20 protein-coding genes and 2 pseudogenes are annotated in these 24,246 nt (G+C 69.6%); 14 read left to right on the plus strand and 8 right to left on the minus strand.

From position 1 onward, the window contains the following. Positions 1-592 precede the first annotated feature (592 nt). The 3 genes from ACFYO2_RS07080 to ACFYO2_RS07090 are packed head-to-tail and all read left to right on the plus strand — an operon-like array spanning position 593 to position 3,703. Entirely contained in the window at positions 593-1,843 is a 1,251-nt protein-coding gene (locus tag ACFYO2_RS07080; protein WP_388345182.1) for an extracellular solute-binding protein, read from the plus strand. Between the two features lie 4 nt (positions 1,844-1,847). Beyond that, positions 1,848-2,819 carry a carbohydrate ABC transporter permease gene (locus ACFYO2_RS07085; RefSeq protein ID WP_388345185.1) on the plus strand — a complete coding sequence of 324 codons (972 nt, stop codon included), beginning with the start codon at positions 1,848-1,850 and terminating at the stop codon, positions 2,817-2,819. After that, the gene (locus ACFYO2_RS07090; protein WP_388345188.1) at positions 2,819-3,703 is read left to right on the plus strand and encodes a carbohydrate ABC transporter permease; all 885 of its coding nucleotides are present in this window, start codon (positions 2,819-2,821) and stop codon (positions 3,701-3,703) included. The genes ACFYO2_RS07085 and ACFYO2_RS07090 overlap by 1 nt, the downstream gene beginning before the upstream one ends. Before the next feature lie 36 nt (positions 3,704-3,739). Here the strand turns inward: ACFYO2_RS07090 and ACFYO2_RS07095 are convergent, their stop codons facing one another. Beyond that, a complete protein-coding gene (locus ACFYO2_RS07095; protein ID WP_388345191.1) occupies positions 3,740-4,528 on the minus strand; it encodes a DeoR/GlpR family DNA-binding transcription regulator in 789 nt (262 codons plus the stop codon). Positions 4,529-4,705: 177 nt separating this feature from the next. On the opposite strand from ACFYO2_RS07095, the gene ACFYO2_RS07100 reads away from it, so the two are divergent. Further along, entirely contained in the window at positions 4,706-5,440 is a 735-nt protein-coding gene (locus ACFYO2_RS07100; RefSeq protein ID WP_388345194.1) for a hypothetical protein, read from the plus strand. A gap of 72 nt (positions 5,441-5,512) precedes the next feature. Here ACFYO2_RS07100 and ACFYO2_RS07105 read toward each other — a convergent pair whose 3' ends face one another. Then, positions 5,513-5,935, minus strand: a complete 423-nt coding sequence (locus ACFYO2_RS07105) for a secondary thiamine-phosphate synthase enzyme YjbQ (RefSeq protein WP_388345196.1) — start codon at positions 5,933-5,935, stop codon at positions 5,513-5,515. 122 nt (positions 5,936-6,057) lie between these two features. Between ACFYO2_RS07105 and ACFYO2_RS07110 the strand changes: the two genes are divergently transcribed. The 4 genes and pseudogenes from ACFYO2_RS07110 to ACFYO2_RS07125 all read left to right on the plus strand — a co-directional run bounded on the left by ACFYO2_RS07110 (position 6,058) and on the right by ACFYO2_RS07125 (position 8,454). Further along, positions 6,058-6,141 carry a putative leader peptide gene (locus ACFYO2_RS07110; protein WP_313884353.1) on the plus strand — a complete coding sequence of 28 codons (84 nt, stop codon included), beginning with the start codon at positions 6,058-6,060 and terminating at the stop codon, positions 6,139-6,141. Between the two features lie 126 nt (positions 6,142-6,267). Then, positions 6,268-6,807: pseudogene (locus ACFYO2_RS07115) on the plus strand (ABC transporter permease); the annotation flags it as partial. Then, a pseudogene (locus ACFYO2_RS07120) lies at positions 6,807-7,325 on the plus strand (ABC transporter substrate-binding protein); the annotation flags it as partial. The pseudogenes ACFYO2_RS07115 and ACFYO2_RS07120, both read left to right, overlap by 1 nt. Positions 7,326-7,377: 52 nt before the next feature. Next, positions 7,378-8,454 carry an NAD(P)-binding domain-containing protein gene (locus ACFYO2_RS07125; protein WP_388345199.1) on the plus strand — a complete coding sequence of 359 codons (1,077 nt, stop codon included), beginning with the start codon at positions 7,378-7,380 and terminating at the stop codon, positions 8,452-8,454. Between the two features lie 12 nt (positions 8,455-8,466). Here the strand turns inward: ACFYO2_RS07125 and mltG are convergent, their stop codons facing one another. Both mltG and ACFYO2_RS07135 read right to left on the minus strand, forming a co-directional pair. Further along, a complete protein-coding gene (gene mltG / locus ACFYO2_RS07130) occupies positions 8,467-9,309 on the minus strand; it encodes an endolytic transglycosylase MltG (RefSeq protein ID WP_388345202.1) in 843 nt (280 codons plus the stop codon). A gap of 43 nt (positions 9,310-9,352) precedes the next feature. Beyond that, entirely contained in the window at positions 9,353-11,161 is a 1,809-nt protein-coding gene (locus ACFYO2_RS07135; RefSeq protein ID WP_388345205.1) for an ABC transporter ATP-binding protein, read from the minus strand. Between the two features lie 107 nt (positions 11,162-11,268). On the opposite strand from ACFYO2_RS07135, the gene ACFYO2_RS07140 reads away from it, so the two are divergent. Continuing rightward, complete coding sequence (locus ACFYO2_RS07140) at positions 11,269-11,724, plus strand: MarR family winged helix-turn-helix transcriptional regulator (protein WP_388345208.1); 456 nt, start codon at positions 11,269-11,271, stop codon at positions 11,722-11,724. Positions 11,725-11,794: 70 nt separating this feature from the next. Here the strand turns inward: ACFYO2_RS07140 and ACFYO2_RS07145 are convergent, their stop codons facing one another. The 3 genes from ACFYO2_RS07145 to ACFYO2_RS07155 all read right to left on the minus strand — a co-directional run bounded on the left by ACFYO2_RS07145 (position 11,795) and on the right by ACFYO2_RS07155 (position 15,816). Next, complete coding sequence (locus ACFYO2_RS07145) at positions 11,795-13,216, minus strand: cation:dicarboxylate symporter family transporter (protein ID WP_388345211.1); 1,422 nt, start codon at positions 13,214-13,216, stop codon at positions 11,795-11,797. Between the two features lie 173 nt (positions 13,217-13,389). Then, positions 13,390-15,012 (minus strand): peptide-N4-asparagine amidase, encoded by a 1,623-nt coding sequence (locus tag ACFYO2_RS07150; protein ID WP_388345213.1) that lies wholly within the window; start codon positions 15,010-15,012, stop codon positions 13,390-13,392. A gap of 57 nt (positions 15,013-15,069) precedes the next feature. Beyond that, on the minus strand, positions 15,070-15,816 hold the full coding sequence (locus ACFYO2_RS07155; protein ID WP_388345216.1) for a hypothetical protein: 747 nt from the start codon (positions 15,814-15,816) through the stop codon (positions 15,070-15,072). A gap of 151 nt (positions 15,817-15,967) precedes the next feature. Here ACFYO2_RS07155 and ACFYO2_RS07160 point away from each other — a divergent pair, with 151 nt between their 5' ends. From ACFYO2_RS07160 to ACFYO2_RS07175, 4 genes are all read left to right on the plus strand, one after another. Continuing rightward, the gene (locus ACFYO2_RS07160; protein ID WP_388345219.1) at positions 15,968-17,764 is read left to right on the plus strand and encodes an ABC transporter transmembrane domain-containing protein; all 1,797 of its coding nucleotides are present in this window, start codon (positions 15,968-15,970) and stop codon (positions 17,762-17,764) included. Next, positions 17,761-19,542, plus strand: coding sequence for an ABC transporter ATP-binding protein (locus tag ACFYO2_RS07165; RefSeq protein WP_388345221.1), 1,782 nt, complete (start codon positions 17,761-17,763; stop codon positions 19,540-19,542). Before ACFYO2_RS07160 ends, ACFYO2_RS07165 begins: the two co-directional genes overlap by 4 nt. A gap of 384 nt (positions 19,543-19,926) precedes the next feature. Further along, a complete protein-coding gene (locus ACFYO2_RS07170) occupies positions 19,927-20,397 on the plus strand; it encodes a DUF5709 domain-containing protein (protein WP_388345224.1) in 471 nt (156 codons plus the stop codon). 69 nt (positions 20,398-20,466) lie between these two features. After that, entirely contained in the window at positions 20,467-20,718 is a 252-nt protein-coding gene (locus tag ACFYO2_RS07175; protein ID WP_388345227.1) for a type B 50S ribosomal protein L31, read from the plus strand. Between the two features lie 56 nt (positions 20,719-20,774). Here the strand turns inward: ACFYO2_RS07175 and ACFYO2_RS07180 are convergent, their stop codons facing one another. Then, on the minus strand, positions 20,775-21,569 hold the full coding sequence (locus ACFYO2_RS07180) for a metal-dependent hydrolase (protein ID WP_388345230.1): 795 nt from the start codon (positions 21,567-21,569) through the stop codon (positions 20,775-20,777). Between the two features lie 145 nt (positions 21,570-21,714). Between ACFYO2_RS07180 and ACFYO2_RS07185 the strand changes: the two genes are divergently transcribed. Continuing rightward, complete coding sequence (locus tag ACFYO2_RS07185) at positions 21,715-24,228, plus strand: DUF3516 domain-containing protein (protein ID WP_388345233.1); 2,514 nt, start codon at positions 21,715-21,717, stop codon at positions 24,226-24,228. Positions 24,229-24,246: the final 18 nt, after the last annotated feature.

Raw genomic sequence — 24,246 nt, forward strand, 5'->3', positions numbered from 1 at the left:
TCCGGGGGGCGGGGCGGGGCGGGGCGTTGCTCAGCGGGAGCAGCACGGCAAGATCATGCTCATTTCTGCTCATGTTCTGGCCACAAACGTCAGCTGTCAACATTCTCTTCCATGATTTCTCCGCGGCACCACGGGTCACTGTCAACCCTGGTGACAGTCGCGTTCCTGGGTCCACGCCCTGCTCAGGAAGGGGGCTGAGCCGGCTGAAACGGCTGTAAATTCTGCGTGAACCGCGCACGAATCGGTGGATTCCAGCACCTCGCCGGAGGTCGACCGGGCCGACGGAGGGGTGCAGCCGGGGTCGGCCGCAGCCCGATCCCACCGAACAGGGCGCAGATAAACACCGGTTCGGGGGCTTTCGGGTGATTCGGGGGCTTCGAACGGCTTCGCAGGGCTTCAAGGATCGCGAACCGGGTGTGCATCACCGTCACTTCGTCGGCGAAGTCCACCAGGGCGGCCGCGTCGCGTAACGCACCGGCAACCATCCTTCCCTTGACATCGCGCGCAACCTGTTGGGCATGATGGTGATTACTGCTTGAAGTAAGCCTTTTTCGAGCACAAACAATCACCAGCTTGCAGCGAAGGTGGTCCCATGAAACGTCACGTCATCGGCATCTCGGCAGGTGTGGCCCTTGCTCTGGTCCTCAGCGGATGCGGCAAGGGAGGTTCGTCAGGAGGCGGCGGCTCCGACGGGAAGACGATCAGATTCGTCGCCGCCAAGTACGACGACGACACCCAGCCCTACTGGGACAACCTCATCAAGGCCTTCGAGGCCGCGAACCCCGGCTACCGGGTCGAGTTGGAGGTTGTCGACTGGGAGCAGATGGACTCCAAGGTCAAGACGTACGTCCAGACCGGGCAGCAGCCCGACGTCCTCAACTACAACAAGTTCTCCGACTTCGCCCGCGACGACCTGATCTATCCGGCCAAGGAGGTGGTGTCGCCGAAGGTGCTGGACGACTTCCTCCCGGTCTTCGCCGGCCAGGCGAAGTACGAAAACGTCCAGTACGGCCTGCCGTTCATCTCCAGCGCGCGGCTCTTCTTCTACAACAAGGACATCTTCGGCAAGGCCGGGATCTCCAAGCCGCCGGCCAGCTGGGCCGAGGTCGAGGACGCCGCCAAGAAGATAAGGAAGGCCGGGGACATCCCGCTGGGCCTGCCGCTCGGCGCGGAGGAGGCCCAGGCCGAGTTCTACATCTGGGCGATGAACAACGGCGGCGGCTGGACCGACAAGTCGGGCAAATGGACGGTCGACCAGCAGGCCAACGTCGAGACGCTGGACTACCTGCGCAAACTCACGAAGGCCGGGCTGACCCAGCCCAACCCCGAGGCCACCAACCGCAAGGACGTCTTCAACCAGTTCGCGCAGGGCAAGATCGGCATGATCAACGGCGCCGTCTTCATGCGCAAGGGCTTCATCGACACGGTCGACAAGAACCTGAACTACGGCGTCGCGCCGCTGCCGAGCAAGGACGGCACGACGCACAACACGCTCGGTGTCCAGGACTACCTGGTGTCCTTCAAGAAGGACGACGGCAAGAACCGCGAAGCCGTCAACAAGTTCCTCGACTTCTTCTACCAGAAGGAGAACGCCTCGAAGTTCCTGTCCACCGAGGGCTTCCTGTCGGTCACCAAGTCGGCCGGAGACGCGCTGAGTTCGGACTCCGCCTACTACAAGCCGTTCGTCGACGCGCTGTCGGGCGCACGGTTCGCCCCCACCGACAACCCCAACTGGTCGGCCGTCGAAGGCGCCGTGAAACAGCGCATCGGCACCGCCGTGTCGGGCGCCGAACCCAAGAAGGTCCTGGCCGAGATCCAGGACACCGCCGAGAAGAACGGCTGACGAGGTGGCCGTACAGGACGTCACCACACGCACCGCCGGGGCCGGGCCGGAACGGACACCAACGGCACCGGCGCCCCGCTCCGGCCAGTCCCGTAGCGGCCGCCGCCTGCGGGCACTCGAGCCGCTGCTGTGGCTCGGCCCCGCCCTCGTGCTGATCCTCGCCGTGGTCATCTGGCCCGTCGTCGAGATGGTCCGCACATCCCTGATGGACATCAGCTCGACCGGACTGACCCGGGGCTTCGCCGGTGGCGACAACTACGCCGAGCTGTTCGCCGAGCCGGACCTGCCGGGCGTGGTGCTGCGCACCCTGGTCTGGGTGGTGGGCGTGGTCACGGTCACCATCGCCGTCTCCCTGGCACTGGCACAGTTGCTCAACTCGCGTTTCCCCGGGCGCCGGATGGTCCGCTGGGCGCTGATCGTTCCCTGGGCGGCATCGGTCCTGATGACGGCGCTGACCTGGCGCTGGATGCTCAACAACTTCTACGGCGTCGTCAACCGCGTCCTGATGGACGTGGGGATCCTGGACAAACCGGTGAACTGGCTGGCCCACCCGGCCCAGGCGTTCGCCTGGATGATGGCCGTGGCGGTCTTCGTCTCCCTGCCCTTCACCGCGTTCGTCATCCTCTCCGGCCTGGGCACCATCCCGGCCGAGGTGTACGAGGCGGCCCGCCTGGACGGCGCGGGAACGGCCCGCACCTATCTCTCCATCACGCTGCCGCTGCTGCGCCCGTCCCTGATGGTCGCCGCGATCATCAACGTGATCAATGTCTTCAACTCCTTCCCGGTCATCTGGGCCATGACCCGCGGCGGTCCGGGCTTCGCCACCGACACGACCACCACCTACATGTACAAGCTCGCGTTCGACAACCAGGCCGTCGGCGAGTCGGCGGCCATGGCCGTCGTGAACTTCGCGCTGATCCTCCTGGTCGTGCTGGTGTATCTGCGGGTCGTCCGCGGACGAGAGGAGACCGGCTGATGTCCGCCGTCACGGACCGACCCACGACAGCCCCTCCCGCGACGGCCCGGCGGCGTCCGCTGCGGCTGCGCACGGTCGTGCTCACCGCGGTGGGCTGGCTGGTGGCCCTGTTCTTCCTGGCGCCGTATCTGCAGATGCTGCTGACGGCGCTGAAGCCGACACCGGAACTGATGAAGTCGCCGCCGTCCTATCTGCCGTCGCACTGGCAGTGGTCGAACTTCGCCGACGTCTGGTCACTGAAGGATCCGCCGGTCTCCGACGCGCTCTTGTTCTCTCTGTACGTCGCCGGGATGTCCACGCTCCTCGCCCTCGCCGTGGGACTGCCCGCCGCGTACTACACCGCCCGCCACAAGTTCCGCGGACGCGGCGCCTTCCTGCTCCTGGTTCTCGTCACCCAGATGTTCGCGCCGACCGCACTCCTGGTGGGCATCTACCGGGAGATGGTCAGCCTCGATCTCACCGACACGGCGGAGGGGCTGATTCTGGTCAACGCGGCGTTCAACCTGCCGTTCTGCATCTGGATCCTCAACGCGTACTTCGCGAGCATCCCCAAGGAGCTGGAGGAGGCGGCGTTCATGGACGGGGCCGGCCGGCTGGGCGCGATGGTGAGGGTCACGCTGCCGCTGGCGCTGCCCGGAGTGGTGACCGCGCTCGTCTACACGTTCATCGGGGCATGGAACGAGTACGTCGTCGCCCTCACCATCACCTCGTCCGGCGACCGGACGACGCTGACCAAGGCCATCCCCGGATTCGTCACGGCGTACCAGGAGCAGTGGCAGTACCTCTTCGCCACGTCGCTGATCGCGATCGTGCCGGTGGTCGTCCTGTTCGTCTTCGTGGAGCGCTATCTGATCAGCGGTCTGACGGCCGGCGGCATCAAGTGACCTGCCGGGCCCACACAGTGCACCGCGCGGAGGCGCTCAGGCCCGGATGATCTCCACGCCCGCCGCGGCGAACGGCTCGGTCAGTTCCGGGCCCGCCGCCTTGTCGGTCACCAGCACATGGACGTCTTCCACCGGGCAGATCCGGGCGAAGGCCCGTCGACCCAGCTTTGAGGAGTCCGCGACCACGATCACCCGTTCGGCGCGGCGGGCCAACGCCCAGTTGATGCCCGCCTCGCCCTCGTCCTGGGCCGTCGCCCCGTGCCGGACGTCGATCGCGTCGACGCCGATGAAGGCGTGGTCGAGCGTGATCTGCGCGAGCATTCCGGTAGCGAGCGGTCCGGTGAGCTCGTACGAGGCCGGGCGGGCCACTCCGCCGGTGAGGACGAGCTTCACATGGCGGCGTACGACCAGCTCGTTGGCGATGTTCAGCGCGTTGGTGACGACCGTCAGCGAGGGCCCGGCGCCCTCCGTGCTCAACTCGGGCCTGATGGCCAGTGCCCGGGCGACCGCGGTCGTCGTGGTGCCGCCGTTCAGACCCACCACGGCACCCGCCCTCACCAGGCCCGCCGCCGCGTTGGCGATCCGCTCCTTCTCCGGAGCGTTGCGCGCGGCCTTGTAGCGGAGCGGCAGGTCGTACGCGATGGCGTTGATCACGGCGCCGCCGTGGGTACGGGTGACCATTTGCTGGCGCGCCAGCTCGTCCAGATCGCGTCGGATCGTGGCGGTGGAGACGTGCAGTGCTTCCGCGGCGGCCTCGACCTCGATCCGCCCGTCGCGCGTCAGTATGTCCAGCAAGGCGCTCCAACGGTCCTGCGGTGCGGCCATGCGTCGTCCCCTGTCCCTGGTGTGCGGACTCCTGAAAGCACGAGCCGTGTCCGCATCTCTGCAAAGCAATGCCTGTTTCAGCAGCTTAGACGGCCAAACCCAGCACTTCTGTGCAAGGTGGTCGGCCACGGGCCGGCCGGTCACATGATCAACATGTGGCCCGGGACAATCATCGCCATGAGCGACAGTACGGACCACGCCGAGAGCCGTCTCGCCAGGATCGAGCGACTTCTGGAGAGCGGCGAGCGCGATGTGGCACCCGCATGGCGCCGGGCGACGCAGGGGGAGTCGCGCTGGGCGGTGACCGCCGTGATCCTGGTGGCGGTCACCCTCCAGCTGATGCTGCCGCACCGGCTCACCTTCCAGCCGCACTGGGCGCTACCGGTCCTGGAGCTGGTACTGCTGGCCGGCCTGATCGCCGCGAATCCCCGGCGGGTCGAGCCCCGGACCCGGTGGCTGCGATGGCTGGGCCTGGCCATGATCTGCGTGATCAGCCTGGCCAACGGCTGGGCGGCGGTCCGGCTGGTGGCGGGCCTGGTGAACGGAACCGAGGGGACGGACGCCGGGCCCCTGCTGCTGACCGGCGGCGGCATCTGGCTGACCAATGTCATCGTGTTCGCTCTGTGGTACTGGGAGTGGGACCGCGGCGGACCGACGGCGCGGGCCCGGGGTCATCACCAGTTCGCCGACTTTCTCTTCGTACAGATGCAGAGCCCCGAGACCGCGCCGCCGGACTGGGAGCCGGCGTTCCTGGACTACCTGTACCTGTCGTTCACCAACTCCACCGCCTTCAGCCCGACCGACGTGATGCCGCTGTCGCGGTGGGCGAAGATGCTGATGATGCTGCAGTCCTCGGTGTCGCTGGTAACCGTGGTCCTGGTGGTCGCCCGGGCCGTCAACATCCTGCGATGACAGCGCAGCCCCGCAGCCGGGACCCGCTCGGCCTTTTGACCGGTGCGGTGGCCGCCGACGTCGCCGCGCTCATCACCCGAGAAAGCTCAGCCGCACCTTGCGTTCCGTGTTGTCCTTGTTCGTGTCGACCAGGCACACGGACTGCCAAGTCCCCAGCTCCAGGCGGCCGTCGAGCACCGGCAGGGTCGCGTGCGGCGGGACGAACGCGGGCAGCACATGGTCGCGGCCGTGGCCGGGGCTGCCATGGCGGTGCTGCCAGCGGTCGTCGGCGGGGAGGAGGGTGTGCAGGGCGGCGAGGAGGTCGTCGTCACTGCCGGCGCCCGTCTCGATGATCGCGATGCCGGCGGTCGCGTGGGGCACGAAAACGTTCAGCAGGCCGTCGCGGCCGGCGGCCACCTCCCGCAGGTAGGCCTCGCAGTCACGGGTGAGGTCGGCGATCCGCTCCGTGGAGCCGGTGGCCACGTTCAGGACTCGAGTGGTGAAAGCGTCAGACATGACTCCCATCCTGACCCACACGCCGCGTTTCACACACGAACGTCCGCCCGCCCTCTGATACCGACGGTCCACTTCGCGAGACACCATTGACCGTGGCCATGCCATCTGACCACTTTCGCCGCATGTTGCGTTCAGCCCTGCTCACCACGCGCGGTCACATCGACCTCCTGCGGGTGGCCTCGGCCGCGTGTCGCCGCGGCCGCTGACGCCCTCCTCCCGCCTCGCCGTCTCTGCCGCCCATCGCCGCACCCGCGCGCTCTGACCCGCCGGTGATGTCGCGGCGCTGACGCGCGCTTCCTCTCCCCCGGACGCCCACCTCCCGTGGAGCACTCATGAGCATCAGCCATGCCCCGTCCGGCCCCTCAGAATCTGATATTTCCCCTGAATCACCTTCCGTCAGCTCTCCTCCGGACCTCGATCTCGAACCCCTCGTCCCCAGCTCCTCCCGCCGCACCCGCGTCCCCCGCCGGCTGCGCCGCACCGCCGGCCCGCTCCTGCTGCTGGGGCTGTGGCAACTCCTCAGCAGTACCGGCGTATTGGCGGCCGACGTGCTCGCCTCGCCGGGGCGGATCGCCGAGGTCGCCAGGGATCTGGTCGCCGACGGTTCACTGACCTCCGCGATGGGCACCTCGCTGCAGCGGGTGGCCGCCGGACTGCTGCTGGGCACCGTCGTCGGTACCGGACTCGCCCTGGTCTCGGGCCTGTTCCGGATCGGCGAGGACCTCGTGGACGCCCCGGTGCAGATGCTGCGAACCGTGCCCTTCGTGGGCCTGATCCCGCTGTTCATCATCTGGTTCGGGATCGGCGAGGCTCCGAAGGTCGCCATCATCACGCTCGGCGTGACGTTCCCGCTCTACCTCAACGTGTACGCCAATACCTCCAGCCCGCCGACGCGCTGGCCGCGTTCACGTCCGGCAAGGTCGACGCATGGGCGGTCTGGGACCCGTACACCTCGCAGATCCTCCAGGCGGGGCAGGGCCGCGTCCTGACGACCGGCGAGGGCGTGACCAACGGGCTGACCTTCCAGGTGGCCGCCCCGAGCGCGCTGAAGGACGAGAAGAAGTCCGCGGCGATCAAGGACTACCTGGACCGGCTGCGGCGGGCGACGGCCTGGGTCCACGACCACCAGGTGGAGTGGGCGAAGGTCTGGGCGAAGGACACCGGGCTGCCGTACGTGGTGGCGCTGGCCTCGGTGAAGCGGACCAACTCCACGCGGATCTCCGTCGCCGTCGACAAGCCGCTCATCGCCTCGGAGCAGGAGATCGCCGACGCGTTCACCGGGCTGAAGCTGATTCCGCGCAAGGTCGACTTCGCCGCCTTCGTGGACACCCGGTTCAACGGCGACCTGCCGGCGTCGACCACCGAGGCCCGCGCCTCCACCGGCTCCTGAGGGTCCGCGGCCGCGCGGGAAGATCCGCAGCCATCCCGCTGTTGGTAGAAACGTGAACAACATGCGCGAGGTCGACGTGGTCGTCATCGGCGCCGGTCAGGCCGGACTGGCCGGCGCCTTTCACCTGCGGCGCACCGGCTTCGAGCCGGACCGCGACTTCGTGGTCCTGGACCACTCCCCCGGGCCCGGCGGCGCCTGGCAGTTCCGGTGGCCGTCGCTGACGTACGGCAAGGTGCACGGGATGCACTCGCTGCCCGGCATGGAACTCACGGACGGCGATCCGGCACGGCCGTCGGCCGAGGTCGTCGCCGAGTACTTCGAGGCGTACGAGCGGGCCTTCGACCTGCGCGTGCGGCGGCCCGTCGACGTCCGTGCCGTGCGCGAGGGCGTCGACGGGCGGCTGCTCGTGGAGACCTCGGCGGGGAACTGGTCGACGCGGGCGCTGATCAACGCGACCGGGACCTGGGACCGGCCGTTCTGGCCGCGTTATCCGGGCCAGGACACCTTCCGGGGGCGGCAGTTGCACACCGCGCAGTACCCCGGGCCCGAGGAGTTCGCCGGGCAGCGGGTCGTGGTCGTGGGCGGAGGTGCGTCGGGCACCCAGCATCTGCTGGAGATCGCCAAGTACGCGGCCGCCACCACCTGGGTCACCCGGCGGCCGCCCGTCTTCCGCGAGGGTCCCTTCGACGAGGACGCGGGCCGGGCAGCGGTCGCGCTCGTCGAGGAGCGGGTGCGGCAGGGGCTGGCGCCGAAGAGCGTCGTCTCGGTGACCGGGCTGCCGCTCAACGACGCGGTGCGGCAGGGAATCGCGGGCGGGGTCCTGGACCGGCAGCCGATGTTCGACCGGATCACACCCGACGGCGTGGAGTGGAACGACGGGCGGCGCGTACGCGCCGACGTCATCCTGTGGGCGACCGGCTTCCGGGCCGCCATCGACCATCTGGCACCGCTGAAGCTGCGCGAACCCGGCGGCGGGATCCGCGTCGACGGCACACAGGCCGTTGCCGATCCGCGCGTCCACCTCGTCGGCTACGGTCCGTCGGCGAGCACCATCGGCGCCAACCGGGCGGGCCGTGCGGCCGTACGCGACATCAGGCGGCTGCTGGCCGAGGAACCGGTCGCCGCATAATGCCCCGTGCGGTCACGTCCTGGACTGCGGGCTCGCCTTCTCTCGGGCGTTGAACTCGGCGACGTTGCGCTGATGCTCCGCGTAGTCGGCGGTGAAGCGGGTGTCGCCGGGCTTGACCGTGACGAAGTACAGCCAGCCGCCCGGGGGCGGGTTGATCGCGGCGCGCATCGCGTCCTCGCCCGGGTTGTCGATGGGGGTCGGCGGCAGGCCCATGCGCTGGTACGAGTTGTAAGGGCTCTCGATGCGCAGGTCGGCGGCGGTGGTCTTCAGCGTGGAGCGGTTCAGCGCGTAGTTGAGGGTGGAGTCCATCTGCAGCGGCATGCCCCGCTCAAGGCGGTTGAAGACGACCCGGGCCACCTTGCCCATGTCGGCCTTGGAGGCCGCCTCTGCCTGAACGATGCTCGCGATGGTGACGGCCTGGTAGACGTTCATGGCGTTGCGCTGCGCGCCGGCCGCGATGGGGGCACCGTTGAACTTCTTGTTGGCGGTGTCGACCATGAACGACAGCAGCTGCTCCGCGGTCGCCTTCTCCTGCAGCGGATACGTCGCCGGGAAGAGGTAGCCCTCCGGGTTGCCGTCCGCGTCGTTCGGCAGCTTCAGGTCGGCCTTGGCCAGGGACTTCTTGGCGGTTCCGGCGGGCAGGGCGAGGGCCTTGTCGACGGCCTCGTAGACCTGGCCGGCTCGCCAGCCCTCCGGGATCACCAACGTCCTGGGCTGCTTCTCCCCGTCGCCGTCCAGGCTCAGCAGCGGCACCGCCACGGCGGTGCCGGCCACGACGGCCCCGGTCGCGATGAGGGCGATCCGGCCCCGACGCGTCAGTCGAATCGTGCTCCGTGGCGGAGTGTTCATGTGCATGCGGGCACGGTAACCCGCTAAGGCACACAAACCCGGCATATCGTCATCTTGTCGGCTCCAGTCGGGCGTCCCGGCGGACCAGTGCCGCATACCGCCCGCCCAGCTCCAACAGCTCCTCGTGCGTGCCCTGTTCGGCGACGCGCCCGGCGTCCAGGACCACGATCTGGTCGGCACCCCGAATGGTGGACAGCCGGTGCGCGATGGTGAGCGTGGTGCGGTTGGCCGACAGCGCGTCGATGGCCTCCTGGACGGCGTGTTCGGTGCGGGTGTCCAGGGCGCTGGTCGCCTCGTCGAGGATCAGGACCGGCGGGTCGCGCAGGATCGTGCGGGCGATGGCCAGCCGCTGCTTCTCACCGCCGGAGAAGCGGTGGCCGCGCTCGCCGACGACCGTGTCGTAGCCGTCGGGCAGAGCCGCGATGTGGTCGTGGATCTGGGCCGCCTTCGCCGCCTGCCGGATCTCCTCGTCGGTGGCGTCCGGCTTGGCGAAGCGCAGGTTCTCCGCGACCGTGGCGTGGAAGAGGTACGTCTCCTGCGAGACGACGCCGACCGCACGCGCGAGGGTGTCGAAGTCGAGGTCGCGGACGTCGACCCCGTCGAGGGTGATGCGGCCGCCCGTCACGTCGTACAGCCGCGGCACGAGATAGCCGAGCGTTGACTTGCCCGCGCCGGTCGGTCCGACGACGGCGAGGCTGCCGCCCGCGGGGACGGTGATGTCGATGCCGTCGAGGATGGGGCCACTGTCGTTGCCGTCGTATCGGAACTCGACGTCCTCGAAGCGCACCTCACCCTCGACCTTGTCGAGGTGGATGGGCCGCTCGCGCTCGGTGATGTCGATGGGCAGGTCGAGGTACTCGAAGATGCGCTGGAAGAGCGCGAGCGAGGTCTGGATCTGGACACCGGTCGACAGCAGGCTGACGGCGGGGCGGAACAGGCCCTGCTGGAGCGAGACGAAGGCGACGATGGTGCCGATGGAGATCTGGGTGCCGCCCGTCTGGAGCGCGAGGCCCGCGGTCCAGTAGATGACGGCGGGCATGGCGGCCATGACGATCGAGATGACGGCCATGCGCCAGCGGCCGGCCATGTTCGACCTGACTTCGAGGTCGACCAGTTGCTCCGACTCGTCGGAGAAGGACCGGGTGAGCGAGTCGGAACGGCCCATCGTGCGGCCGAGCAGGATGCCGCTGACCGACAGCGACTCGGTGACGGTCGCGGCCATGGCGGCCATCTGCTTCTGGCGCTGGGTGGTGATCTTCTTGCGCTCGCTGCCGACCCGGCGGCTGATCCACACGAAAACCGGCAGCAGGAGCAGGGAGACGACGGTCAGCCGCCAGTCGAGGGCGATCATCGCGACGATCGTGGCGACCACGCTGGTCAGGTTGGAGACCAGGGAGGTGGCCGTCGAGGTGACGGTGGCCTGCATGCCGCCGATGTCGTTGGCGATGCGGGACTGGACCTCGCCGGTGCGCGTGCGCGTGAAGAAGGCGAGGGACATGCGCTGCAGGCGGCCGTATACGGCGGTGCGCAGGTCGTGCATGACCCGCTGGCCGACCGTGGTGGAGATCAGGGTCTGCAGCACGCCGAAGATACTGGTGAGGACGGCACTGAGGATCATGCCGAGCGCGAGCAGGCTCAGCAGACCGGTGCGGCCCTCGGGGATGGCGACGTCCAGCGTCTCCTTCAGCAGGAACGGGGTCGCCACGGTGACCAGGGACGCGGCGCCGACCAGCAGGCCGACGATCGCGAGCCGGGCGCGGTAGGGCTTGAACAGCTTGAGGATGCGGCGCACCTGCCGCGGTTGGTCGTCGATGGAAGTGCCGGGAGATGGGGACCATTTGATGTCGTCGCGGGGCATGGCTCCTACGGAGGGTGAGGGGGAAGAAGACAGGGGGTGAAGACTGCCGGAGCTTAGCTCATTGTTACCTATGCTCACAATGAACCTAGTCCTGATATTGTTCCCGCATGACCACCCCCGATCCCGACGGCGTGCTCGCCGAGCAGCTGCTGCGGCTCACCCGTCGCGTGCACCGGATCCAGAAGCGCCATCTGGAGCGGCGCGGCCTCGGCGTCACCCCGGCCCAGTCCCGCCTGCTGCGCACTCTCGCGCACTGCGACTCGCCGCCCCGCATGGCCGACCTCGCCGAACGGCTGGAGGTGGTGCCCCGGGCCGTGACGACGCTTGTCGACGGTCTGGAGGCGAGCGGCAAGGTGCGGCGGGTCCCCGACCCGACCAATCGCCGGGTGATCCGCATCGAGCTCACCGACGACGGGCACCAGGCCCTGCGGGAGCTGCGGGGTGCGCGCCGGGCCGCCGCGGAGGAGATCCTGGCACCGCTCAGCGACGAACAGCGTGAGTTTCTCGGCGGGTTGCTGGACACCCTGGTGGACGGGGCACCGGTGCGGGGGCAAGGCTGCTGAACGCCACCTGGCCGCGGCCGCCGCTCCGTACTGCTGGAGCGGCGGCCGCGGCCCAAGGGTGCAGTCGTCGTCAACCGGCCTCGGGAGCCGGCTCCTTGGACGACTGCGCGGGTACGGCGGAAAGCTGCTCCTCGGCGGTAGCTGTCGGCCCGCCCTCGGCGGCAGTCGTCGGATCGCCCTCGTCGTCGTAGGCCGTCGGCACGATCTCGCCGTCCAGGACCTTCTTCGCCTTGTCGGTGTCCAGCGCGCCCTCCCAGCGGGAGACGGCGAAGACGGCGACGCAGTTGCCGAGGAGGTTCGTCACGACGCGCATCGAGTCCATGATGCGGTCCACGCCGAGCAGCAGCGCGACGGCGCCGGCGGGGATGGCGCCCAGCGAGGAAGCGGTCGCGGACAGGGCGAGGAAGGCCGAACCGGGGATGCCGGCCATGCCCTTGCTCGTCAGCATGAGCACCAGAACCACGGTGATCTGCTGACCGAGGCTCAGGTCCACGCCCACGGCCTGGGCGATGAACAGCGTGCCGATGGACAGGTAGAGCGAGGCTCCGTCGAGGTTGAAGGAGTAACCCGTCGGCAGCACCAGGCCGACCGCGTCGTCCCGGGCACCGGCCTTGCGCAGCTTCTGCATGACGCGCGGCATGACGGACTCGGTGGAGGCAGTGCCGAGCGCGAGGAGTATCTCCTCGCGGATGTAGCGGACGAACTTCCAGAGGCTGAGCCCCGTGACCATCTTCAGCGCGACGGACAGCAGCACGATGAAGAGCACGGCGGCCACGTAGCACAGGATGATCAGCTTGGCGTACGTCTCGATCACACCGAGCCCGTACTGGCCGATCAGGACGGCCATCGCGCCGAACACCGCGATCGGGGCGAGCCGCATGATGAAGCCGACGACCGCGAAGATGATCTCCTGGGCCTGCTCGATGGCGGGCAGGACCTGCGGCACCTTGGTGTGCCCGAGGTGGAGCAGTGCGGCGCCCACCAGGCAGGCCAGGATGAGCACTTGGAGCAGGGAGTTCTCGGCGAAGGCACCGATGAAGCTGGTGGGGATCGCGTTCACGATGAACTCGGTGGTCGAGGGCAGCGAGCCGCCGCCCGTCTTCGCGTCGACCGCCGAGGTGTTGAGCGTGGACGGGTCGACGTGCATCCCCGAGCCGGGCTGGACGACGTTGGCGGCGACGAGGCCGATGACGAGGGCGAGCGTGCTCGCGACCTCGAACCAGATCAGCGCCTTGAGCCCGATCCGGCCGAACGCCTTGAGGTCACCGGCCTTGGCGATGCCGACGACGACCACGCAGAACACCAGCGGCGAGATGATCGTCTTGATCAGCCGGGTGAAGCCGTCGCCGAGCGGCTGGAGCTCCGTGGCCACGTCGGGCCACAGCTTTCCGACGACGATTCCGAGCACCAGCGCGCAGGCGACCTGCGCGAAGAGAGAGGTACGCAATATGCGTGCGACGCGTCGCGAGGGGGACGGGACGGACGGCGGCACGGGCACTCCTTGAGGGGGGACGGTGACACACAGAAGCCAAGGACGGTACTTCTGCGATACGGAAAGCCGTTTCCGTGCCGATCACTCTGGAGGCGACGTTGATCGCCCGCAAGACCTTCGTGTTGCCCCCGCGTAAATCCAGGCCACCTGTGACGCATCGCACACAACTCCGGTCAGCAGCCCCGGTGATCCTCGGTGAGCACTCCCTGGACGGTGGTCAGCGAGCGGTCGTAGCACCCGTCGGAACCGCGGATCCGGTAGCGCTCGCCCGTCGTGCCGACCGCGTGCCGCTGGTCGCGCGGCACGTTCACCGTGTACGTGGCGTCGCCCGCGTAGGTGTCGTCGAGCCGCGACCACGCGGTGCGCCGTCCGCCCAACGATTCCGTGATCACGGCACGGTCACCGAGGGTCAGCACGGTGCGCAGCCGGTCGGCCGCGCTGAGCGTGGTCCTGCCGTCCATCGTGTACGTCCGCTGCGTGCGCGCTGTACGGGCCGGTCCGCGACCGTCGACGATGACCGACTCGTCGTCCGTCCACGTGGCGTCCAGCCCGTCCGTGGTCTCGCCGTCCGTCCAGCGGTGCGTGGAGGTGTTCGCGAGGGAGCGGGTGACGGTGGTCGTCACCCGGCCGTGCGAGGTGTCGACGTACCCGGCGACGGTCAGCCGATGATCACCCTCGGTGTCCACACGGTGTTCCCAACCGGGCGTGTACGTCGAGGAGTCGGCGAGTGGTCCGACCTTGTGCGCGGTGAGCTTCCCGGTGACGTGGGCGCTCTTCGCGTCCTGTCGGACGAGGACGTTCACCGGGGTGCTCCAGCCGCTCTGCCCCTCGGGAACGCCGACGACCGAGACCTCGACGCGGTGTGGACGGCCGTCGTTGAACAGGCCGGCGAAGGGCGTCAGGTCGTATTCGATCGGCTTGATGTCGAAGGCGCGCGGTCCCGGAACGACGTACCAGAGGAAGGGGTTGGACCAGCCGCCGGTCCACACGGTCGGGAACGGGGCGGCGATGCCCGCGAGGTGCCCGTCGACCTTGATCTGCACCTCGCGGTAGGGGCCGCCGTCGGCCTGGCAGGAGTACGGGGCCTCCTCGGGGACCGTCAGGTACCAGTACTCCTCACAGCCGCCGCCGGAGCCGGTGGCGTACACCTCGGCGATGATGCGTTCGCTGTTGCGCGGGGTGGTGAGGGTGGACCGGTCGTCGAGGGTCAGGACCCGGTCGGGCGTGACGGCCGGCTTGCCCGCGTAGAACGTCAGGGTGACCTTGACGTCGATGATTCCGGTGTATGTGTCGTCGACGACGTTCCCGATGAGCATCTCGACGTCCTGGCTGTCGCGAAGGGTGTCGGTGTAGCGCGTGACGTCCTTCTCGACGGACCACTCGATACCGTCGGGCGAAGGCTGGGGAGTGGACGTACGGAAGATCTCGACCCCGCCCAGGTGCAGATAACCGAGCCGGTCGAACTGCCGTCCCTTGACCTTGCCGTCCATGCGCAGCACGACCTTGCTCCACCGGTCGCCACAGCCGTCCGGCGGTGTGTACGAGCCCTTGTAGGGCGTGAAGTCACGGAACTGCGCCTCGGCGAGGGTGACTTGGCAGGACTTTCCGGCGGGCTTGGTGAGGGGCGGGGCGGCCGTGATGGGATCGTGCCAGTCGGTGCCGAACTCGGCGGGGACGTCGGCGGATGGGGCCGGGGCGGTCCCGGCTTCCGCGGCGGGCGCGGGCGCCGCTCCGAGGAGGGTGCTCGCCAGAAGGGTCGCTCCGGCGAGCATGGACATGATGATCCGTCTCTTCATGGCCGGTGTTCTACGGCCAGTCGGGCGTCCCCCGCAATGAGGCCTCCCACCCGAGTGCTAGGTCTTCAGGTCGGCCCGGTCCCCCATCACCACCACGGGATGCCGGTCCGGGTCGAGCGTGCGCAGTAGATACCCCATCGCCTGCCTGGACACGCTGACGCAGGCCGACGTACCGCTGCCGTGGTCCATGTGCAGCCAGATCCCGCCACCCTTGGAGGCGCCCTCGGGGCGTACCGGGTCGTTGGGCGGGGTGCCCTTGACGCGGTTGTAGTCGATGGCGATGACGTAGTCGAAGTCGTGCCAGTACGGCTTCGACCACCAGCGCGGGGCCGCGAAGGCCGCGGACCGCGTGTACGGGAGCCTGGCGCCGGGGTCCTGGAGCACGCCGCCCGCGTCACCGAGCGTGAACACTCCGACGGGGCTGCGGTTGTCGCCCTCGTGATGGTCGGTGGTCCAGCCCTTCTTGCCGTTGTGCGCCGGCCAGTCGCGGGTGCGGTCCCAGGCGGAGCCGTGCTTCGTGTACAACACGACCGTGGCGTCCGCCGAGTCCCTGCCGGTGCCGTAGACCGCCACGACCTGGCGGGAGTCGGCGGGAATGCGCCGCTGCAGCCGGTCGCCGACGTCGGGGATGCGGGTCGTGCGGGCCGGGTCGGTGAACGCGGAGCGGGTCGGGGCGGCCTTCCCGACGGGGCCCGCGTCCCCACCACCGCCCGGCTCGGCGCCGCCGCACGCGGACGTGGCCGTCACAAGCAACCCGCCGGCCGCCCACGCCAGCGCTCGCCGCATACCGCCGCCCTTTCGCATCGCTCCATGGTCGCACCACCCCGGGTAGCCGGTTTCGCGCGCCGGAGCAGAAAACCTGTTGCCCCCGACCACGTTGCGACGCGAACCTTTCACGGTTTGTTGCCGCCGTTCGCGGTCCCTTCCACCCCCTGACACGAGCCACTGGGACGTCATGCAGATTCAAGACCTTCCGTATCCCGACCCGGGTGTGCCCGACGCACGCTCAGGTCCCCGATTCCTGTGGTGGCTCTTCCGTAATCAGCTGGGGGGCCAGTTCAAGTCACTGGCGTGGGGACTGCTGCACTTCGTGTCCGTCTCCGCGCTGCCCTTCTGTGTCGGTCTCGCCGTCCAGGCCGTCGTCGACCGCTCCGGCCGGCAACTCGCCCTGTCAGGCGGGCTGCTGGCGCTGTGCTGTGCCGGGCAGGCGATCGGCGACACCTTCCTGCACCGCACCGCCGTCACCAACTGGATCACGGCGGCCGCCCGGGTCCAGCAACTGCTGGCCCACAAGGCCGCCCAGCTGGGCTCGGCGCTGACCCGGCGCGTGGCGGCCGGCGAGGTCGTGGCCGTCTCCACGGGAGACGTGGAGAAGATCGGCTGGTTCGTCGAGGCCTTGTCGCGGTTCACCGCGGCGGCGATCACCGTCGTGCTGGTCTGCGTCGGCCTGGTCGTCTACCAGCCGACGCTCGGCGTCGTCGTCGCCGTGGGTCTGCCGGTGGTGGCGCTGGCGGTGCTGCCGCTGCTGCCCCGGGCCACCCGACGGGCCGACTTCCAGCGCGAGAAGGCCGGACGGGCCACCGAACTCGCCTCGGACACCGTCGCCGGTCTGCGCGTACTGCGCGGCATCGGCGGCGAGGACCTCTTCCTCGACCGCTACCGCCGTGCCTCCCAGGAGGTCCGCCACGCGGCCGTCCGCAGCGCCCGGATGTGGGCCCTGATCTCCGCGATCCAGGTGCTGCTGCCGGGGCTGCTCATGGTCGCAGTCGTCTGGTACGGCGTCCATCTGGCCCGCCAGGGCCGCATCGGCGTCGGCGAACTGGTCACCGTCTACAGCTCGGTGATGGTCCTCACCTACCCGCTGCGGCACTTCGAGGAGATCGCCATGGCGTACTCCTTCTCGCGCCCGTCGGCCAAGCGGGCCGCGCGCGTGCTGTCGCTGGAGCGGGCGACCGACACCGTGGGATCGCGCGCCGCCGAGGTGCCCTCCGGCGACCTGTACGACCCGGCGACCGGTCTGCTCGCGCCGTCCGGACGGTTCACCGCTGTGGTCTGCGGCGACCCGGATGCGGCGGGGCGCCTGGCGGAACGGCTGGGCGGCCACCCCTCGGAGGAGGGCACGTCGGTACTGCTGGGCGGGGTGCCTCTCGACGAGCTTCCGCTCGACTCCACGCGAACGGCCGTCCTCGTCCAGGACAAGGACCCCGTGCTGCTGTCCGGTTCACTGCGCGAACTGCTGAACGTCCCCGCGTCCGGTGACGTCGGCGCCGAGAAAGCACTGGCGGCCGCGCAGTGCGGTGACGTCCTCACCGCCCTCGTCCAGGGCTCGCTCGACGCCGAGGATCCGATGGACGCCCGCATCACCGAACGCGGACGCTCCCTGTCCGGCGGCCAGCGCCAGCGGCTCGCCCTGGCCCGGTCGCTGCTCACCGACCCTGAGGTGCTCGTCCTGGACGAGCCGACCTCCGCCGTCGACTCGCACACCGAGGCACGGATCGCGGAGGGCGTGCGGGAGCTGCGGGCGGGGCGCACGACCGTGGTCTTCACCTCCTCGCCGCTGCTCCTGGACCGGGCGGACCGGGTCGCCCTGGTGCACGAGGGCGAGGTCGTCACGGTCGGCGTGCACCGCGAACTCGTCCACAAGGACCCCCGGTACCGGGCGGTCGTGACACGCGAGACCGACGAAGAGACCGCCCTGAACGGCGTGCTCGAAGGACTCGACGAACTGGAAGAAATCGAGGAGACAGCATGATCGGCGTGGCGCCACCGGCGTACGACCCGGCGGCCCCGACGACGGCGAACACGCTGCCCGTCGGCGCCTCCGCGACCGTACGCGCCTACGTGGCCGAACTGTTCCGCCGGCACCGCCGTGCCTTCGTTCTCCTCATCACCGTGAACACCATCTCCGTGATGGCCTCCATGGTGGGCCCGTGGCTGCTGGGCGGGCTCGTGGAGCGGCTGTCGGACGGCGCGCGTGAACTCCATCTCGGGCTGACGGCAACGCTGTTCGTGGTCGCCCTCGCCATCCAGGCCGTGTTCGTGCGCGAGGTGCGGCTGCGTGGGGCGATGCTCGGCGAGCGAATGCTGGCCGACCTGCGCGAGGACTTCCTCGTCCGGTCGGTCGGTCTGCCGCCGGGCGTCCTGGAGCGGGCCGGGACGGGCGACCTGCTGTCCCGGATCACGACGGACATCGACAGGCTCGGCAACGCGATGCGCGAGGCCGTGCCCCAGCTGGCGATCGGGGTCGTGTGGACGGCCCTGCTGCTGGGCGGGCTGGTGATCACGGCACCGCCACTGGCGGCCGCCGTGCTGCTCGCCCTTCCGCTGCTGGTCGTCGGCTGCCGCTGGTACTTCCGGCGGGCGCCGTCCGCCTACCGTTCGGAGTCCGCCGGGTACGCCGCCGTGGCAGCCGCGCTCGCCGAGACCGTGGACGCCGGGCGCACCGTCGAGGCTCACCGGCTCGCCCACCGCCGTATCGATCTGTCGGAGCGCCGGATCAAGGAGTGGACGGCCTGGGAGCGCTACACGCTGTGGCTGCGGTCGGTGCTCTTCCCGGTCATCAACGTCACCCACGTGACGGTGCTGGGCTCGGTCCTGATGATCGGCGGCTGGTTCGCCCTGCGGGGCTGGATCGATGTCGGTCAGCTGACGACCGGTGCGCTGATCGCGCAGATGCTCGTCGACCCGGTGAACCTGATCCTGCGCTGGTTCGACGAGCTCCAGGTCGCCGAGGTGTCGCTGGCCCGTCTGGTCGGCGTGCGCGACATCGAGACGGAGGCCGGCGACGCCGGGCTCGTTCCCGACGGACGCGACGTGCACGCGAACCGGGTGCACTTCGGCTACGTCGACGGCGTGGACGTGCTGCGCAAGGTCTCCCTCGATGTGGCGCCCGGCACCCGGCTGGCGCTGGTCGGCCCCTCGGGCGCGGGCAAGTCCACCCTGGGCAGGCTGCTCGCCGGCGTCTACGCACCCCGGGACGGCCGGATCACCCTCGGCGGCGCCGAACTCTCCCGGATGCCCGCGGAACGGGTCCGCGAGCACGTGGCCCTCGTCAACCAGGAACACCACGTCTTCGTGGGATCGCTGCGCGACAACCTGCTGCTCGCCCGGACCGACGCCGACGACGCCGAGCTGTGGGCGGCGCTCGGCGCGGTGGACGCCGACGGCTGGGCGCGTGCGTTCGACGACGGCCTCGACACCGAGGTCGGCTCGGGCGGTCTGGCGCTCACCCCGGCCCAGGCCCAGCAGATCGCGCTGGCCCGCCTGGTGCTGGCCGACCCGCACACGCTGGTCCTCGACGAGGCGACCTCCCTCCTCGACCCACGCGCGGCCCGTCACCTCGAACGCTCCCTCGCCCGTGTCCTCGACGGCCGCACGGTGGTCGCCATCGCCCACCGCCTGCACACCGCCCACGACGCGGATGTCATCGCCGTCGTCGAGAACGGCCGCATCAGGGAGCTGGGCAGCCACGACGAGCTGGTCACCGCAGACGGCGCGTACGCGGCGCTGTGGCGGTCCTGGCACGGGTGAGCGGGCTCTGCCGGGGGCGGGGCGGGGTGGGTCCGAGCTGCCCAGCCTCGACTGGTCCGGGCTGTAGTCCCGGCTGCACGGCCTCGACGGGACCGAGCAATGCCGCTCCAGCGGGTCCGGGCCGTGCCGCGGCGGGCGTGGCCGGACGGGGACGTTCCGGTGTGGGCTGTGCGGGGGCCGGTCGGGAGTGAGCGGTTCGCGGGCCGCTGTGTCCGTGGCGTTGCGCGGTTGCGAAAAGGGGTGGAAGGCTGGAAACCGGCACCGGCTCGGGGAGCGCCCATGGTGCATACGGTTCGCCGATGCGCTCCGCGTGCGCCCCGTACGCTCACGGCCGGTCGCCGACCGCGGGGAGGACGCGCCCGCCCTCATCACCTGGAGGTACCCGTGAACAGCGCCGACGGATGGGGCGACGACGTCTACCAGCCCGACAGATCCGAGATCCAGGACGACGCAGGGCTGCTGGACGCGGAGGACACCCTGGAGAACGATGGTGTCGGCGATCCTCTCGACCGGGGCTGGTCCCCTCCGGAGCGGCCATGGGCGGTGGAGCACAGCGGTGTGACGGCCGCCGAGCGCCGGCATGGCGAGACGCTGGACCAGCGGCTCGCCGAAGAGCTGCCCGATCCCACCGCCCCCGACGGCGACGGCATCGGTGACTGCGAGGACACCGACGGGGAACCCCTCGACAACGAGGTCGGCTCGGCCCGCTCCGGCCGACTCGTGGCACCCGACGAGGGGGTACACGAGGACGAGGAGAGCGCGCTGGTCGCCACGGACGTGGGCATCGACGGTGCGGCGGCCTCCGCCGAGGAGGCCGCGATGCACATCGTCGACGAGGAGACCCTGCACGGCTGATCCCGCCGGACCCGCGCCCTCGGGTGCCTCACCGACGCCGTAGAAACCGACGCCGTAGAAGGAGCATCCATGCAGCAGGACAAGCACGCCGACTACCACGAGGTCGTCTTCCGGGACCGCGCCGCCGGCTACGCCTTCCTGACCCGGTCCACCGCGACCAGCGACCAGACCATCGAGTGGGACGACGGCAAGACCTACCCCGTGGTGGACGTGGAGATCTCCTCGGAGAGCCATCCCTTCTACACCGGAAAGGCACGGACGGTGGACACCGAGGGCCGCATCGCCCAGTTCGAACGCCGCTACGGCGGCGGGGCCGACTGAGATCACCCCGGGCACAGCTCCCGCAGGCGCGCGGCGGCCCGATGCGGGCCCGGCGCTCAGATGAAGTTGAGCGCCGCCGCGCAGCCCACTCCCCCGAGCAGCATGAACGCCGGCATCAGCACCTTCAGCTCGACCCAGCTGCCGGCCCGGAACCGCATGACCTTCGGCGGGCCGATCGGATACCAGCGCTTGCGGCCCACCGGAATCGGCCACAGGACCGGGCAGCCGGAGACGGTCAGCGCGTCCCCGATGTCGTGCACCAGCGCACCCAGCACGATCGGCAGCCCCAGCCACAGGTACTCCTGGCCCGGCGCCGTGAACAGCCAGTCCGAGCCGTTGCCCGGCTTGTCCAGGACGCCGGCGAGGATCCATGAGCTGGTCGCGGCCAGCAGCCAGACCAGGACGTCGGCGCTGGAGCCCCGGGTCGCCCGCCACAGCAGGCCCTCGATGGCCAGCACCATGTGCACGAACAGGAGCGCCAGCACCGCCCAGCGTCCGCCGGTGATCGCCGCCACCGAGCCGCCCGCGCCGATCAGGACGGCCCACAGCCAGGTGTGCGTGAGCGTGCGGTGCCCACCGGAGCGGCGCGGATCGCCCTGCTTCTTCGTGGCCTTGTAGACGGCGTAGGAGAGCTTGTCGACGATCTCGCATAGCCCGCGGGAGATCGGTCCGAAGGCGCGCGAGATGGTGGCGGCCTTGTGGTCGAGGTCCGGGGCGAGCGCAGCCCCGGCGCAGATCAGGGCTCCGACCAGGAGGACCGGCCAGGGCATGGTGTGCCCTGCCGCGGCGGCCGCCGCCCCGACGCCGAGCCAGGCCGCGGCCCCCGACAGTGAGTGTGCTGGTCCCATCATCGCCGCTGCCCGCCCCATTCCTCGTGTGCCGCTGTCCAGTTGACCGGGCGCACTGACGCTCCGTCGGCGACACAGCGTAGCGTTCGCGATCTTCATGCCCGCATCCGATTCCCCTATAGGGGAGGAGGGCAGGCAAGATGGGTGGGTGACCCTCATCGATCAGCTGCCGCCGACCGCCGACCCCGACGCCCTGTACGACGCCTTCGAGTCGTGGGCCCAGGAGCGCGGTCTCACGCTCTACCCGCACCAGGAGGAAGCGCTGATCGAGGCGGTCTCGGGTGCCAACGTGATCGTGTCGACGCCCACCGGCTCCGGCAAGAGCATGATCGCGGCGGGCGCCCACTTCGCCGCGCTGGCCCGTGACCAGGTCACCTTCTACACGGCTCCGATCAAGGCGCTCGTCTCGGAGAAGTTCTTCGAGCTGTGCAAACTCTTCGGCACCGAGAACGTCGGCATGCTGACCGGTGACGCTTCCGTCAACGCCGACGCCCCCGTCATCTGCTGCACCGCCGAAGTGCTCGCCTCGATCGCCCTGCGCGACGGCAAGCACGCGGACGTGGGCCAGGTCGTCATGGACGAGTTCCACTTCTACGCGGAGGCGGACCGCGGCTGGGCCTGGCAGATCCCGATCCTGGAGCTGCCGCAGGCGCAGTTCATCCTGATGTCGGCCACGCTCGGCGACGTGTCGATGTTCGAAAAGGACCTCACCCGGCGTACCGGCAAGCCGACGTCGGTGGTCCGCTCGGCAACCCGCCCGGTACCGCTCTCCTACGAGTACCGGCTCACCCCGCTCACGGAGACGCTGACCGAGCTGCTGGAGACCAAGCAGGCGCCGGTCTACATCGTGCACTTCACCCAGGCGCAAGCCGTGGAGCGGGCGCAGGCCCTGATGAGCATCAACATGTGCACGCGCGAGGAGAAGGACCAGATCGCCGAGCTGATCGGCAACTTCCGCTTCACCACCAAGTTCGGCCGCAGCCTCTCCCGTTACGTACGGCACGGCATCGGAGTCCACCACGCCGGCATGCTGCCCAAGTACCGCCGACTGGTGGAGAAGCTCGCGCAGGCCGGTCTGCTGAAGGTCATCTGCGGCACGGACACGCTCGGCGTGGGCGTCAACGTGCCCATCCGGACCGTGCTGTTCACGGCCCTGACCAAGTACGACGGCACCCGCGTACGCACGCTGCGTGCCCGTGAGTTCCACCAGATCGCCGGCCGCGCCGGACGCGCGGGCTTCGACACCGCGGGCTTTGTAGTCGCACAGGCTCCCGAGCACGTGGTCGAGAACGAGAAGTCGCTCGCCAAGGCGGGCGACGACCCGAAGAAGCGCCGGAAGGTCGTCCGCAAGAAGGCGCCCGAGGGCTTCGTCGGGTGGACGGAGAACACCTTCGAGAAGCTCATCACCTCCGATCCGGAGCCGCTGACCTCCCGTTTCCGGGTGACGCACACCATGCTGCTGTCGGTGATCGCCCGGCCCGGCAACGCCTTCGAGGCGATGCGGCACCTCCTGGAGGACAACCACGAGCCGCGCAAGCAGCAGCTCAGGCACATCCGCCGCGCCATCGCCATCTACCGCTCGCTCCTGGACGGCGGAATCGTCGAGAAGCTCGACGAGCCGGACGCCGAGGGCCGCATCGTCCGCCTCACCGTGGACCTGCAGCAGGACTTCGCGCTCAACCAGCCACTGTCCACCTTCGCGCTCGCCGCGTTCGAGCTCCTCGACCCCGAGTCGCCCTCCTACGCGCTGGACATGGTCTCCGTCGTCGAGTCCACGCTCGACGACCCGCGGCAGATCCTCGCCGCCCAGCAGAACAAGGCGCGCGGCGAGGCCGTGGCCGCGATGAAGGCGGACGGCGTCGAGTACGAGGAGCGCATGGAGCGCCTCCAGGACGTCTCGTACCCGAAGCCCCTGGAGGAGTTGCTCTTCCACGCCTACGACACGTACCGCAAGAGCCATCCGTGGGTGGGCGACCACCCGCTGTCCCCGAAGTCCGTCATCCGTGACATGTACGAACGGGCGATGTCCTTCACGGAGTTGGTGTCCCACTACGAGCTGGCCCGCACCGAGGGCATCGTCCTGCGCTACCTGGCCAGCGCCTACAAGGCCCTGGACCACACGGTCCCGGACGACCTCAAGTCCGAGGACCTCCAGGACCTGATCGAGTGGCTCGGCGAGATGGTCCGCCAGGTGGACTCCAGCCTGCTGGACGAGTGGGAGCAGCTCGCCAACCCGGAGGAGATGACCGCCGAGGAGGCTCAGGAGAAGGCCGACCAGGTCAAGCCGGTCACCGCCAACGGCCGCGCCTTCCGCGTCCTCGTCCGCAACGCCATGTTCCGCCGTGTCGAGCTCGCCGCCCTCGACCAGGTGGAGGAACTCGGCGAGATGGACGCGGAGGCCGGCTGGGACGCCGACGCCTGGGGCGAGGCCATGGACAAGTACTGGGACGAGTACGACGACCTGGGCACCGGTCCGGACGCGCGCGGCCCCAAGCTGCTGATGATCGAGGAGGAGCCGCAGAACGGCCTGTGGCGCGTCCGCCAGATCTTCGACGACCCGAACGACGACCATGACTGGGGCATCAGCGCGGAGATCGACCTGGCGGCCTCCGACGCCGAGGGCCGCGCGATCGTCCGCGTCACCGACGTCGGCCAGCTGTGAGTACAGGAGAATCCCACC

The organism is Streptomyces sp. NPDC006602 (assembly GCF_042870385.1).
Taxonomy (GTDB): domain Bacteria; phylum Actinomycetota; class Actinomycetes; order Streptomycetales; family Streptomycetaceae; genus Streptomyces.